Source organism: Blautia sp. NSJ-140 (assembly GCF_022868965.1).
Classification (GTDB): domain Bacteria; phylum Bacillota; class Clostridia; order Lachnospirales; family Lachnospiraceae; genus Blautia_A.
On the sequence record NZ_JALIFS010000001.1, the window covers coordinates 278,265 to 292,001 of the forward strand.

At 47.3% G+C, this 13,737-nt stretch carries 14 protein-coding genes and 1 riboswitch; of the genes, 7 read left to right on the plus strand and 7 right to left on the minus strand.

The window, feature by feature from the left end; translation table 11 throughout:
• Positions 1 to 123: 123 nt before the first annotated feature.
• Positions 124 to 211, minus strand: a riboswitch (cyclic di-GMP riboswitch).
• 129 nt (positions 212 to 340) lie between these two features.
• From MUB50_RS01250 to MUB50_RS01280, 7 genes are read left to right on the plus strand one after another with little or no spacing between them, the layout of a single operon-like run.
• Entirely contained in the window at positions 341 to 1,258 is a 918-nt protein-coding gene (locus tag MUB50_RS01250; RefSeq protein ID WP_244789922.1) for a transglutaminase-like domain-containing protein, read from the plus strand.
• Positions 1,259 to 1,279: 21 nt separating this feature from the next.
• Complete coding sequence (locus MUB50_RS01255) at positions 1,280 to 2,323, plus strand: type II secretion system F family protein (protein ID WP_118623372.1); 1,044 nt, start codon at positions 1,280 to 1,282, stop codon at positions 2,321 to 2,323.
• Positions 2,324 to 2,335: 12 nt separating this feature from the next.
• Complete coding sequence (locus MUB50_RS01260; RefSeq protein ID WP_118623370.1) at positions 2,336 to 2,692, plus strand: hypothetical protein; 357 nt, start codon at positions 2,336 to 2,338, stop codon at positions 2,690 to 2,692.
• Positions 2,689 to 3,183 (plus strand): DUF4860 domain-containing protein, encoded by a 495-nt coding sequence (locus tag MUB50_RS01265; RefSeq protein ID WP_118623368.1) that lies wholly within the window; start codon positions 2,689 to 2,691, stop codon positions 3,181 to 3,183. Before MUB50_RS01260 ends, MUB50_RS01265 begins: the two co-directional genes overlap by 4 nt.
• A complete protein-coding gene (locus MUB50_RS01270) occupies positions 3,180 to 3,632 on the plus strand; it encodes a hypothetical protein (protein WP_118623366.1) in 453 nt (150 codons plus the stop codon). Before MUB50_RS01265 ends, MUB50_RS01270 begins: the two co-directional genes overlap by 4 nt.
• A complete protein-coding gene (locus MUB50_RS01275; RefSeq protein ID WP_118623364.1) occupies positions 3,629 to 4,114 on the plus strand; it encodes a hypothetical protein in 486 nt (161 codons plus the stop codon). The genes MUB50_RS01270 and MUB50_RS01275 overlap by 4 nt, the downstream gene beginning before the upstream one ends.
• 4 nt (positions 4,115 to 4,118) lie before the next feature.
• Complete coding sequence (locus MUB50_RS01280; protein ID WP_118623362.1) at positions 4,119 to 5,180, plus strand: type IV pilus twitching motility protein PilT; 1,062 nt, start codon at positions 4,119 to 4,121, stop codon at positions 5,178 to 5,180.
• Between the two features lie 172 nt (positions 5,181 to 5,352).
• On the opposite strand, the gene MUB50_RS01285 is transcribed toward MUB50_RS01280, so the two are convergent.
• The 7 genes from MUB50_RS01285 to MUB50_RS01315 form a co-directional block, all read right to left on the minus strand.
• Positions 5,353 to 5,853, minus strand: coding sequence for a COG2426 family protein (locus tag MUB50_RS01285; protein WP_244789920.1), 501 nt, complete (start codon positions 5,851 to 5,853; stop codon positions 5,353 to 5,355).
• A gap of 16 nt (positions 5,854 to 5,869) precedes the next feature.
• Positions 5,870 to 6,928 carry a histidinol-phosphate transaminase gene (gene hisC, locus MUB50_RS01290; protein WP_118623360.1) on the minus strand — a complete coding sequence of 353 codons (1,059 nt, stop codon included), beginning with the start codon at positions 6,926 to 6,928 and terminating at the stop codon, positions 5,870 to 5,872.
• A 178-nt stretch (positions 6,929 to 7,106) separates the two neighbouring features.
• On the minus strand, positions 7,107 to 8,282 hold the full coding sequence (locus tag MUB50_RS01295) for an NAD(P)-dependent malic enzyme (protein WP_118512602.1): 1,176 nt from the start codon (positions 8,280 to 8,282) through the stop codon (positions 7,107 to 7,109).
• A gap of 56 nt (positions 8,283 to 8,338) precedes the next feature.
• Entirely contained in the window at positions 8,339 to 9,469 is a 1,131-nt protein-coding gene (locus tag MUB50_RS01300) for an Ldh family oxidoreductase (RefSeq protein ID WP_118512762.1), read from the minus strand.
• 373 nt (positions 9,470 to 9,842) lie between these two features.
• Positions 9,843 to 10,577 carry a FadR/GntR family transcriptional regulator gene (locus MUB50_RS01305; protein WP_118512603.1) on the minus strand — a complete coding sequence of 245 codons (735 nt, stop codon included), beginning with the start codon at positions 10,575 to 10,577 and terminating at the stop codon, positions 9,843 to 9,845.
• Between the two features lie 252 nt (positions 10,578 to 10,829).
• On the minus strand, positions 10,830 to 12,416 hold the full coding sequence (locus MUB50_RS01310; RefSeq protein WP_244789918.1) for an AAA family ATPase: 1,587 nt from the start codon (positions 12,414 to 12,416) through the stop codon (positions 10,830 to 10,832).
• The gene (locus MUB50_RS01315; protein WP_334303616.1) at positions 12,413 to 13,690 is read right to left on the minus strand and encodes a vWA domain-containing protein; all 1,278 of its coding nucleotides are present in this window, start codon (positions 13,688 to 13,690) and stop codon (positions 12,413 to 12,415) included. The genes MUB50_RS01310 and MUB50_RS01315 overlap by 4 nt, the downstream gene beginning before the upstream one ends.
• Positions 13,691 to 13,737 lie beyond the last annotated feature (47 nt).

The window sequence follows — 13,737 nt, forward strand, 5'->3', positions numbered from 1 at the left end:
CCACCCCAAACCGGATTTTAAGCATCAAAAAAACCGCTTATTCTAACAAAATAAACGGCCGCATCAAAACACATATCCTTGTTCATAGATGTTATCTGAATACGTCATTAAATCGGAATTTAATGCGGCAACCGGCTGTCATAGTCATCCTTCGGACCTTAGACCCATGGCTTTGCGTCCCTGTCTTTCAACAGGTTTGCCCTTATATGTATAGTATATGTTTTTTTCCCTGAAATGTCAACATTTTCCCCTGCATTTTGAGCTCTGCTCCTGTCTTTTTTTCACGGAATCTGCTATACTGTTCAAAAAGAAAGCAAGATATAACAGGAGAACGGAAACTATGTCAAAATTTTTACCAGTCCGTCTCTTTTCTGTATGGCTGCTTTTCGGAATCCTGCTGGCAGGCTGCGGAAATTCTCCTTCCTCCGATGAAGAACCTCCGGTATATTCTCCGGCCAGAGTCCTCACTCCGGAGGCCCCCGGCAAAAAAACACTGGGCAGCTCCCCTCTGATCCTGGATATTTCCAATCAGGATCAGGGATATCTGACTGCAGAATCCGATTCCGATGATTCCCGCATGAACATTCAGCTTACCGCTCCCTCCGGTGTGGTCTATTCCTATTTTCTGGAACCAGATGAACAGGCGGTACTTCCTTTTTCCGAAGGCTCCGGTGAGTATCTCATCACCTGCTATCAGCAGGTAGATGGAAACCAGTATGCCGCCCTTTACACGGAAACGCTCACAGTAAAGCTTCAGAATGAATTTCTTCCGTTTCTGTATCCGAACCAGTACGTGAACTTTTCTTCCAAAAGTGAAGCCTGCAAACTGGCAGCCTCTCTTGTCAAAGAGGACATGACCGACATCGACATCCTGAAAACCTTCTATACATATGTTACCAGTCATATTTCCTACGATTATGACAAAGCCGATTCTGTCGAAGCCGGTTATCTTCCTGATGTAGATGATACTTTAAACACTGGCACAGGGATCTGTTTCGATTACGCCGCACTGACTACTGCAATGCTCCGCAGCCAGGACATTCCCTGCAAGCTTCAGATCGGCTATTCCGGTGATGTGAAGCATGCATGGATCGATGTTTATATCCGTGGCAGAGGCTGGGTGACAAAGGCAGTATCTTTTGACGGAGACACCTGGAAGCTGATGGATCCCACCTTTGACGCCAACAGTGATGGTGATGAAGCGATCCAGGAATATATCGGTGATGAAAGCAATTATACGGTACAGTTCACGCGCTGACCCACTAAAGGAGACATTATTATGAAAAACAAACTGACAGCCCGGGAATTATCCAGTTTCTGCGGGCAGATGGGAATGCTTCTGCATTCCGGCATATCCACAGCTGAAGGACTTCACATCCTCTGTGACGAGAGCAAGACCGATGCAGACCGGCAGATCCTCACACCCCTGATCCGTTCCGTGGAAGAAAACGGTTCTCTTTCCCGGGCTCTTGACGAATCCGGGGTCTTTCCCTCATCCATGACCGCCTATGTCCGGACCGGCGAGGAAACCGGCTGCCTGGATGAGATCATGGAAAGTCTCAGTTCCCACTATGAACAGGAGGAAGAAATCTCCGGACAGATACGGTCTGCCGTCACTTATCCGCTGCTCATGCTTGGCATGATGGCTGTTGTGATCCTGGTCCTTCTGATAAAAGTCCTGCCGGTATTTCAACAGGTATTTAACCAGATGGGAATGGAAATGAACGGGATTTCCCGGGGACTTCTGAATGCAGGCAACGTGATCAGCCGGTATTCTTCTGTTTTTCTGATCCTCGCCGCAGTCCTCATTGGCTGCATCCTGTTTTTCAGTCTTACGGAAAAAGGCCACAGCCAGCTGCGAAAAATGGCCATCCATCTCCCGTTTTTCCGTGAGATCCCGGTTGCCATGGATTACAGTCGTCTGACCCAGGGCCTTTCCCTGGGACTTCGGAGCGGACTTTCCCCGGAAACCAGCCTGGAGCTTACAAAGGATCTGATCTCACAGCCGGTGATACTCGAAAGACTCCGGAAGGCTTCCTCTATCCTGGATAGCGGAGAAACCTTTTCCAGGGCTCTTACAGAATCCGGTCTGTTCGGCGGCATGGAAGGCCGTCTCATCACGATATCCTTCTATTCCGGTTCCAGTGACGAAACCTTCCGCAGGCTTTCCCGGCAGTACACCGAAAGATCCATAGATCTGATTTCTCAGGCAGTCTCTATTGTGGAGCCTACCATCGTGATCCTGCTGTCTCTTCTTGTGGGGCTGGTCCTTTTATCCGTCATGATGCCGCTTCTGGGGATCCTCTCAGATTTTGCAATGTAAGGTGGTGACCGTATGAAACTTTTTGAAAGCCGCAGAACAAAATTTCTCAGAACATTTTTTCTTCTCTTTCCGGCGCTGCTTCTGGTTTTATCCTGCACCTTGTTTGTGGCAGGTGTCAGCAGCACCTCCGACCAGGCTGTGCAAAAAGAACAGAACGCTCTGGAGCAGGCGCTAAAAAACGGCGCTATCCGCACCTATGCCCTCACAGGTACATACCCAGAAAGCCTGTCCCAGCTTCTCTCGGATTATCATATCACTTATGACAAAACCAAATTCGTAGTAGAATATGTTCCTAACGGTTCCAATCTCCTGCCGTCTATCAGTGTAATTGCTCTGTCCGGCAGTGCGAAAGGAGGGAATGCCTCATGAATCACCGGAAGAACACCGGACATTCCGTTTCTTCTCTTTTTTCGCTTCTTCTTTTCGGTGTTTTTGTTCTGTTCCTTATACTGATGCTGCTATTTTCCGCCCGGATTTACCAGCAGACTGTGAAACAGACTGACTCCGATTCCGAGCTTGGGACTGCAGCAACTTATCTGACTACCAAATTCCGGCAGCACGACCGCGGCGATGAGATTTTTTCCGGTTCCCTGGATGATATTCCGGCTCTTTGTTTCCGGGACGATATCAAAGGAAAAGAATATATCACGTATATTTACCTGAAAAATGACAGTCTGATGGAGCTTTTCACTGCAAAAGGCTCTCAGGCCAGCTCTGATGCAGGGACCGTCATCTCACAGCTTTCCGATTTCCGGTTTTCGGAAATGGAAAATGGTTTTTACCACTTTTCCCTGGAAAGTACCACAGGGATCCGCTCGGAATTCCTGCTTCATCGCACTGCCCAAAAGGAGGCATCATGAAAAAATCAAGACATAATTCCGGTACCAGCCTTTTTCTGATGGAAATGATCCTTGCCCTTTTGTTTCTGTCACTTTCCTCAGCTGCCTGCATCCAGATCTTCGCGGCAGCACGGAAAAGCCGGCTCCAGGCAGAACAGTGGAACCAGATCCAGGCTCTCACAACCTCCGTGGGCGAGGTACTGGAAGGCACTGACGGAACCGATGAACAAATCCTCTCTCTGCTTCCGGGGGGCATCAAAAAGGACACCAGCCTGATCTGGTATTATAACCGTAACTGGCAGAGCTGCTCTTCCGGAGAAGCCGCCTGTGAAATGATCCTGGAAACAGATATTTCTTCTTCAGAAAAATCCGGCGAGCTTTCTTTCCGGCAGCTTTCCAACGGCAGTGAGCTTTACCGGATCACCCTGCGTTTTCCTGTTGATGATTACAGAAGGGAGGCTGTACATTGAAACAGAAGCATACGTTTTTTGTAACTGTCGGCATTCCTTCCCTGTTTCTTATCTTCTCTGTACTGTGTCTCTGTGTACTTGCTCTGCTTACTCTTGGAAGCTCCAGATCCAGTCTTAACACAGCCAGACATTCTATGGAACAGACCGAAAATTATTACACCGGCTGCGCAGATGCCACGGAAACCGTTTCAGAAATCCGTGATGATCTGGAGCAATACAGGGAAAAAGCTTCCGATGAGACCGGATATTTTTCCATGGTACAAAAGCTTGCGGACACAAGGGACGATCTCAGCTGGGATCCCCACAGCCACACCCTTTCCCTCTCCGTTGGAATTTCCGAGACACAACAGCTTTCTGTAGTGCTTGAGATTTTTTACCCGCATAAAAAAAGCTCTTCTGCTTATCAGATCCTGCAATGGAACACAGAGCTTACCGGATCCTGGCAACCTGACAACCACCAGAATGTATTTAAAGGAGAATAAACCTATGGATACCTCTATTCCTGAATTTTTGACAGAAGCTGCCAACCGGCGTGTCTCTGATATCTTTATCATCGCCGGCCGCCCCCTGGCAGAAAAAATCGACGGTCATCTTTTGGACCGTGGTGACAGGCTGATGCCTGATCAGACAGAAAATTTACTCCGCACCATTTACGGACTTGCGGAAAACCGCGATATATCCCGTCTTATGGAAACCGGTGATGATGACTTTTCTTTTTCTATTCCCGGTGTTTCCAGATTTCGTGTCAATGCCTACAAGCAGCGTGGTTCCCTGGCTGCCGTGATCCGCGTGATCGCCTTCCGGCTGCCGGATCCTGCAGAACTTTCCATTCCCGATGATGTGATGAACATCTCCGAATATACCCGTGGCATGGTCCTTGTTACCGGTTCTGCCGGAAGCGGCAAATCCACCACCATGGCCTGTCTGATCGACCGGATCAACCATACCCGGGAAGGCCACATCATCACTCTGGAGGATCCTCTGGAATATCTCCACCGCCATGATCGCTGTATCGTCAGCCAGCGCGAGATCTGTACCGACACCGAAAGCTATCTGACTTCTCTTCGTGCCACACTACGCCAGAGCCCGGATGTGATCCTTCTTGGAGAGATGCGTGATCATGAAACCATCCAGACTGCCATGACCGCTGCGGAAACCGGTCATCTTGTCCTTTCCAGCCTGCATACTCTGGGAGCAGCCAACACCATTGAACGCATCATGGACGTGTTTGAGCCATCCCAGCAGCATCAGATCGCCCTCCAGCTTTCCATGGTCCTTCAGGCTGTGATCTCCCAGCAGCTGATCCCGGATGTGGACGGACGCAACATTCCTGTTTTCGAGATCATGCGCCTGACTCCTGCCATCCGCAATATGATCCGCGACAATAAAGTACACCAGATCGAAGGCGTGATCTCCACATCCGGTCAGGAGCAGATGCGTTCTATGGACCAGAGCCTTCTGGAATTATATAAAAAAGGCCGTATCACCAGGGATACAGCTCTGAAATACGCTTTAAACGCTGACATGCTGAAGCGCAGACTTATGTAAGGATCTTCTTTGTATACATCTGCCTGATATGTAAAAGCACATAAAAAAATCCCTTACCAATATCTGATATGTTTCCAGAATACAGAACACATATCATTTTACAGATCCGGTAAGGGATTTCTTTATTTTCAATCCGATTTCGATCAGAAAGACATTCCTTCTCTGCGGTCGGTCAATGCACTACATTTCCTACAATTCCATAAGAAACAATATACATAATGGCACTTGCCATAAAAAGTCCGCACAGGATCGCAATGGAGGATTTTTTGATATCCACCTCAAGAAGAGAGGCGATCAGTGCACCTGTCCAGGCTCCTGTGCCCGGAAGAGGGATTCCCACAAACAGCAAAAGTCCAAGAAATTCATACCTCTTGATCTGGTCACTCTTTCCCATAGCTCTATTTTCCAGCTTTGTGATCAGACCTCTGAACGTCTTTGTTTTTTTCATCCATTTAAAAATCTGCCGGATAAAAAGCAGGATAAACGGAATCGGAACAATATTTCCCACGATACAGATCGGCAGTGCCTTCGCAGCCGATATCTTCAGCAGAGAGGCTGCCAGAATACCGCCTCGAAGCTCCAGTATCGGGATCATAGAAATGATGAACACAGCGCCCTCGGGAGAGATAAACTGTGCAAGGTGGTGTGAAAACCATTGTACCAGTACTTCCATAATACCTCCTTAACTGTTATTTCTGCAGATATTCCGTCAGGAATTCCACCAGTTTTTTCATCTCCTCATCGGTACCGATGGTGATACGGAGATGATTGTCGATCCTGTCCTTCGGGAAATATCTTACATAGATATGTTTCTCCCGCAGTGCTATGAAAAGCTCTTTGGCCGGACAGCTCTCATGTGTGGCAAAGATAAAGTTGGATCTGGAATCCTGGAAGGAAAATCCAAGCTTCCTGAGCTCTGCCTTTGTCCACTCTCTTGTTGTAATGATCTTATGGCAGCATTCCTCAAAATATGCCTTATCCTCCATAGATGCCACACCAGCTGCGATAGTAGCACGATCCATGGTATAGGAATTAAAGGAATATTTCACATCATTGAGATATTTGATCAGCTCCGGATTTCCGAAGGCATATCCAATACGCATTCCTGCCAGGGATCTGGACTTGGAGAAGGTCTGCACAACAAGCAGATTATCATATTTTTCGATCAACGGCAGTGCGGATGCTGCTCCGAAATCCACGTACGCCTCATCTACGATCACGATACTCTCCGGATTCTTTGCTACGATCTCCTCGATCTCGGAAAGAGGCATTTCCACGCCGGTCGGTGCATTGGGGTTAGGGAATACGATTCCGCCGTTTTCACGGAAATAATCTTCTTTACGGATATGGAACTCCTCATCTAATACCGGGCGCTCATATGGGATCCTTAAAAGATCTGCCCATACATCATAGAAGGAATAGGTGATATCCGGGAACAGAATCGGCTTCTCTGAATTAAAAAATGTGAGAAAACACATAGCCAGTACGTCATCGGAACCAACGCCTGTAAATACCTGATCATCCTTCAGTCCGTAGAACGCGGCAATACTGTGTACCAGGTCTCCTGCTGTCGGATCCGGATAAAGTCTCAGGGTATCGGCATCAAGGGCCTTCAGCGCCTTCTCAACACCCGGAGCCGGTGAATATGGATTCTCGTTTGTATTCAGTTTGATCATGTCGCTCTCATTTGGCTGCTCGCCAGGAGTATACGGCACTACTTTTCGTATATTAGCTTCCCATGGTTTCATGCTGTGCTTAACCTCCTATCATATTCTTTTGCTATTGTACTCACTGAGAGGACATTTGTCAAAGGGTAATACCACCTGCCGGGAAACAAAAAGACACCCGTACCGGGTTACAGAGTACGGGTGTCTGATATATTCTTCTTAATGAAGGGCTGTTTTGGTTCGTGTCAGGCGCTTAAGATCAGATACGTGCTACGCCTGTTGCTTTTGCTGCCTCTGCTACTGCTTTTGCGACAGCCGGTCCGACTCTCTTGTCGAATGCCTTCGGAATGATATACTCCGGAGAAAGCTCCTCATCTGTGATCAGATCTGCAAGAGCCTTGGAAGCTGCGATCTTCATCTCATCGTTGATATCACTTGCTCTTACATCAAATGCACCACGGAAGATTCCAGGGAATGCAAGAACGTTGTTGATCTGGTTCGGGAAATCACTTCTTCCTGTGGAGATAACCTTTGCTCCGCCTGCTTTTGCGTCATCCGGGAAGATCTCCGGTATCGGGTTTGCGCATGCGAAGATGATGGCATCTTTGTTCATGGTCTTAACCATCTCTGTTGTAACTGCTCCAGGAGCGGAAACACCGATAAATACATCCGCGCCAACCAGCATCTCTGCAAGAGATCCCTGTTTCTTCTGAAGGTTTGTGAGCTTGCTCATCTCTTCCTTAACCGGGTTCATTCCTTCTGTACGTCCCTCATAGATGGCACCCTTTCTATCGCAGAGTGTAACATCCTTGAAGCCTGCTTTCAGAAGAAGTCTGCAGATAGAGATAGCAGCTGCACCTGCACCGTTCATAACGATACGAACATCCTCTTTCTTCTTTCCGACAACCTTCAGAGCGTTTGTCAGGCCTGCAAGTGTGATAACTGCAGTTCCGTGCTGATCATCGTGGAAGATCGGAATATCACATTTCTCTTTCAGCTTCTTCTCGATCTCAAAGCATCTCGGAGCGGAGATATCCTCAAGGTTAACACCACCGAAGGATCCGGAGATCATGTAAATAGTATTTACGATCTCGTCTACATCATGGCTCTTAATGCAAAGCGGGAATGCGTCTACATCGCCGAATGCCTTGAACAGTACACATTTACCTTCCATTACAGGCATACCTGCTTCCGGTCCGATGTCACCAAGACCAAGAACTGCGGAACCGTCTGTTACAACAAGACACATATTCCATCTTCTTGTAAGCTCGTAAGATTTATTGATATCTTTCTGGATCTCAAGGCAAGGCTGAGCTACACCTGGTGTATATGCAAGAGAAAGGTCGTCTTTATTCTCAACCGGCACTCTTGTAACAACCTCGATCTTACCTTTCCAATCTCCGTGCAGTCTTAATGACTCTTTTGCATAATCCATTTTCTTTTCCTCCTTGGATAATTATGATATATTTCATTTCAAAAGGATTACCTGAATTAATAATTACCATCGAAGAATTTACTGTCCTTCGGAAGCTCATAGCCTTCAAAATAAGAACCAAAATCAAGCTTCAGATAACTGCAGAGATCAGCAAGCTCTACCATGGTATTGTCGTTGACCGGAATGCCATTCTCTTTTCTGTCTTTTTCAGCAGCTACCTCTTTCTCGCCGTGTGTATAGATCCTGTCCTGACCGTCTGCCTTCGGACTCTCCCGAAGTGCCTCAAGGTATTCTGAAAAATGCTTGCGGATCGCATCCGGATCTCCGAATGCCGCCGGGTTGATCGCCATAAATCCATGGCAGATACCGGTCTTATCCGGGAACGTACAGCACTTGTCGGAGGTAACGCCCATGGAAAGAATAGAGCTGAACAGCTCACAGAGCATTCCATAACCATATCCCTTATGGCTTCCGCTGACTTCCTCGTTTCCGCCGAGAGGCATGATTCCGCCGCCTTTCTTGGCTACGATGTTTGCAAGTACATCCGGTGCATTATTGCTGGCATGACCGTTTTTGTCAAGTGCCCAGCCATCTGGAAGAGGCTTGCCCATCTTATTATACATTTCCAGTTTACCTCTGGTTACAACTGTTGTCGAACAGTCAAAGAAAAACGGGTACGGGTCTGCAGGCATAGCAACTGCGATCGGGTTGGAACCCAGCATAGCCTTTCTTCCGAAGGTCGGTACCATGATCGCCTCGGAGTTGGTACATGCCATTCCAAGAAGTCCTTCATGGCAGGCCATGTTCGCATAATATCCTGCAATACCGAAATGGTTGGAATTTCGTACACTTACGATTCCCACACCAGTTGTCTTCGCCTTCTCAATTGCCTTTTCCATGGCAAAATGGCTGATCAGCTGGCCCATTCCATTATGTCCGTCTATCACAGCAGAAATCGGTGTCTCAAAAACAACTTCCGGTTTCGCCTGGGGATGAATAGTCCCCTTCTCGATTCCTTTATGGTAACGAACCATTCTCTGCATTCCGTGGCTCTCGATCCCATACAGATCAGCAGTCAGAAGAACATCTTTAATGATGCTTCCTTCTTCCTCAGAAAAGCCAAATGCTTTAAAAACATCTCCGCAGAAATGGTTCAGTGTGTCATAACTCCATTTTACATATCCCATAATCGCAAGTCCTTTCTCCTGATATGTCCGGCAGGTTACTGCCCACGCTGTGACCCGCAGCATACTTTATATAATACTGCAGGGGTACAGTAACCTTCATCCTGTGCTGTCTCGTCTTACGCTGTCCTGCCTCATGCTGCCTCAACTTGTGCTGTCTCATCCTACGTTGTCTTGTCTCATGTTGTCTCGTCTCAAGCTGTCTCGTCTTATGTTGTCTCGTCTCATGAAGCCTTCGGGATGCTGCCATAATATCAAACTTTTTGGTATTACCAATACATCCCCTATTATAGCACGCGGTCTTACCAAAATCAATAGTGGTCTTACCAGATTAACGGGATTTTTACTGAAATTTTATTTATTTTTTTCAAGTGGATCAGCGATGAAATACAAGGCTGTTCTCACCCTGCTGCTGTGCGATCTCCATTATATATTTCTCAATGGTTTCCATATGTTCGCGCATCAGCCTCTCCGCCTGGTTCCGGTCTCCGGAAATAATGGCTTCCACCAGTCTTCTGTGCTGGTCATCCACCTCAAGAGCGGAATTATGTTTCTGCATAATATAAGCTCGGGTACCGGAAATGATCTCCTCTGTCAGCTGCGCTGCCGCATCCAGAACATTATAGATCATAGGATTCCCTGCGATCCTGCCGATCTTCGTATGAAGCTTCTTATCAAGACCTGCACGAGCTTTCTCGTCCTCTGAGCTCTCCAGCTGTGCCAGGATGGAACGCAGATCTAATGCATCCTTCTCTGTACACTTCCCGGCTGCAAGAAGCGCAGCCTCCTGCTCCAGCGCAGAACGAAGTTCCTGCACCTGCTGTACATGGCTGTTATTCAGCTGAAAAAGAAGGGCCAGTGGTGCAGAAAGCCACTGATCCATATTCTCGGTAATATAGTTGGCTCCGCCGCGGACCGTTGTGACAATTCCCATCAGCTCCAGTGCCCGCAGGACTTCACGGACAGCAGGTCTGGAAACTCCCAGTGATTCTGCCATAACACGTTCCGCAGGTAAAGTGTCCCCCGGCTTCAGTTCTCCCCGCCGGATATTTTCTATGATCTGCACTAATATTCCGTCAAATGCTCGTTCTTCTGTAATCTTTGTAAACATGTCGTCCGTTTCGGCCGCCTTCCTTTATTATTGTGTTGCCTTCCTTTACATAAAAATTCCGGAATATAGACAAGTGGATATTCACCATTCTCAGTCATCATGCAGTTCTGCACCATATAATCGCTCTGCAGCTATTCAGCCAGTCTGTGCATTTTGACTATTTGCCCTCTCTATTTTCCGGACTTTTATAGTAAATATTATACGATAATTCCCCAATTTAATCAATAGTAAATAATAAATTGGTAAGACATATTACATTATTCCATTATTGAGAATGTTTTCCACTTCCTCCATCTGACCCAGAATCATTTTCTGGCGGTCGTCAAAAAGAAGACCTTTATTATGCCTGTAATACTGGTCGGAACCGTTCTCCCGAATGAACCAGAGACTATAGTAGTTGGCATTCAGTTCCGTGATAAATGCCACCATTTCCTGACTGTCCCCAAAGGCAGCTTCCATAAAGTCGAAAACGTTCTGAAGAGTAAAGGATATTTCGTCGGTTCGGTTTTCGTAGGCTTCGGTTTCGGATTCAAAGAGGGCTTTCACAAACTCATAGTTCCTGTTTGACGATAAAACTTCCGATTCTGCTGCAGCACTTCTGCCTCCTGCCGGCTCTGAACCTGATCCGGTTTTATCTGATCCGGTTGATTCCGAAGCTGATTTCAATCCGGACGCATTTTCAAAGAATGACACAACACGTTTCTGTATACGCTCCTGCTGTTTTGTAAGAAGCTCACTCTTTTTGTCCTTTTCAAGATCCGCCTCTGCTTTTTCCATGAGATTTTTTGCTGTGAGGATGTCCTGATCTTCTCTGAAGTACACCATATAATCATACAGTTTCGTGAGATAGGCATCGGTAAGATAGCATTCTGTAAAAAGCTCGCTGAGCTTTCCATTGAGAAGGCTTACAATGCTCAGATGCTCATCCAGAGAGGCCGTGCGGATCTTACCCAGGGTAATGGAATCCCACTTTCCTTTCAGGATGTCCTCCACTTTATAATCCGTTCTGTACTTATAATAAAGAGCCAGATAGCTGGCGAAATCCTTCGCGATCATCCTGTGCTGGATGTACTGGCTGACCACCTCACGGTCTACGGTTTTTCCAAGGATCTCATAAACCTGGATCAGACGTGAAAGATCCTCCCAGCCTCTGGCTGTGGCAAAGATCTTTCCGTCTACGGTATTCTCCACCCTGTAGAAATTTTTTCTGCGAAGCTCCAGATAGGAGATCACCGCCGGATGAATTCCCTGCTGGTAGGCGTATTCCTTCCATACATCAAAGTCTGCCTCCACATCAATCTTCTTGATACGGTCCAGAGTGACCACATCGAATTCCCGGACGGATTTGTTATATTCCGGCGGGTTGCCTGCTGTGACGATTACCCAGCCTTCCGGCACCTTCTGGTTTCCGAAGGTTTTTCCCTGAAGGAACTGCAGCATCATCGGTGCCAGTGTTTCAGATACGCAGTTGATCTCATCAATGAACAGGATGCCTTCTTTCAGACCTGTTTTTTCCATTTTGTCGTAAACGGATGAAATGATCTCACTCATGGTATATTCCGTGACAGAAAATTCTTCCTCACCGTAATTCTTTTTTACAATGAAAGGAAGTCCCACGGCACTCTGTCTGGTGTGGTGGGTAATAGTATAAGAAACAAGGGCAATCCCGCATTCCCTTGCGATCTGCTCCATAACCTGTGTCTTTCCGATTCCCGGAGGGCCCATAAGAAGGATCGGTCTCTGACGGATTGCCGGGATCCGGTACTCACCGAATTCATCCTTTGAAAGATATGCTTCTATGGAATCTCTGATCTCCTGCTTTGCTCGTTTTATGTTCATGGTTTTTCTTCTCCTTGTAATTCATCCTCCGTGATCACCAGCTTCATGGCCCAGGCCGGGATATCCACATCCTCCGGCTCCTGCTCCATAAATGCAAATGCAGTCCGGTATGGCGGCATCTTTGCCGGAAAAATGCCGTAACCGTCTGTAAAATACACCAGGCCTTTCAGATTTTCAAACTCTCGTTTCTCCATCAGCTCTTCCACATAAGCAAAAGCCGGGCGAAAATCTGTGCCCCCATCGCCGTAAAGCTCCAGACTATCCATGTAATCCTGCAGTTCTTCTCTGCCGGTGATTTTCACATCTGAATGCACCTTCTCGTCACACTGGATAATGTGTATATTTACCTTTTGGAAAAAATTCCCGCTGTCACTTAAGATTCCGTAAGTTTCCTCCAGAAATCTCCGCACCAGTTCCCCAGAACAGGACATGGAGGTATCGATCACGATGACAAATTCCGAAACTTTTTTCACTTCTCTGGTTTCCAGGGGTTCAATCAGCGGCATATTCCCATAAAGAGAAAGCCCATAGGTATAAAAATTATGATCAAAGCTATCCGGATCTACCGTCAGCTCTTCCCGGAATACCGCAAACTTCCGCAGAAAATCCCGGTAATCATACCGTTCTCTGTTCTCTATTTTCAGCTGATCCAGAAAATCTCCGTCCTGTTCTCCTGCCTCCCTGGAAAAAGTCTCCAGGTCTGTTTCGATCCCTTCGCTGATATCTCCCCATTTTTTGCTCATCAGGGGATTGGGTTTCTGATTCGGCTGCTGGTTGACCCAGTATTTGTGATCATCCACATAGAACTCTTCTTCCAGCTGCAGCAGTTCTTTTTCCTTCAGGAACTGTTCTTTCAAGATCTTGTATATCCGCTCCGCATTCAACGTCTTCTTTTCCTTTTCCAGAAGACGGTAGGTCTCCCTCCGGAGAAGACTTCTGGAATATCGTACTGAGCGGTGATAAATACCGTCGATCATATGCTCCACCGCAATGTCACAGCTTAAATTCCATAGGCGCTTGTCTGCCCCTGGCTTTCCGAAATGTCGGAAAATACAGTGGAACACCATGTGAAGATATCCCCGGTTCACAAGTATCCGGTTCTCCCTATAAAGCCCGCCAAGCTGCGCCGGATGGAAGTATATCACAGCCCCGTCTGTTCCAAATGGACTGACGGAGCCATCCATCCGATAAACAAAGCTGCTCAGCGCCACATCCAGAAAGCGCATGCCCAGATACAGCTCGTCTCTTGCCGCCCGCAGGATGCTGCTGCCGATGTCCTGGAGACGCTGGGCTGCTTCCTGGGAATTGGATCCCTGACCGG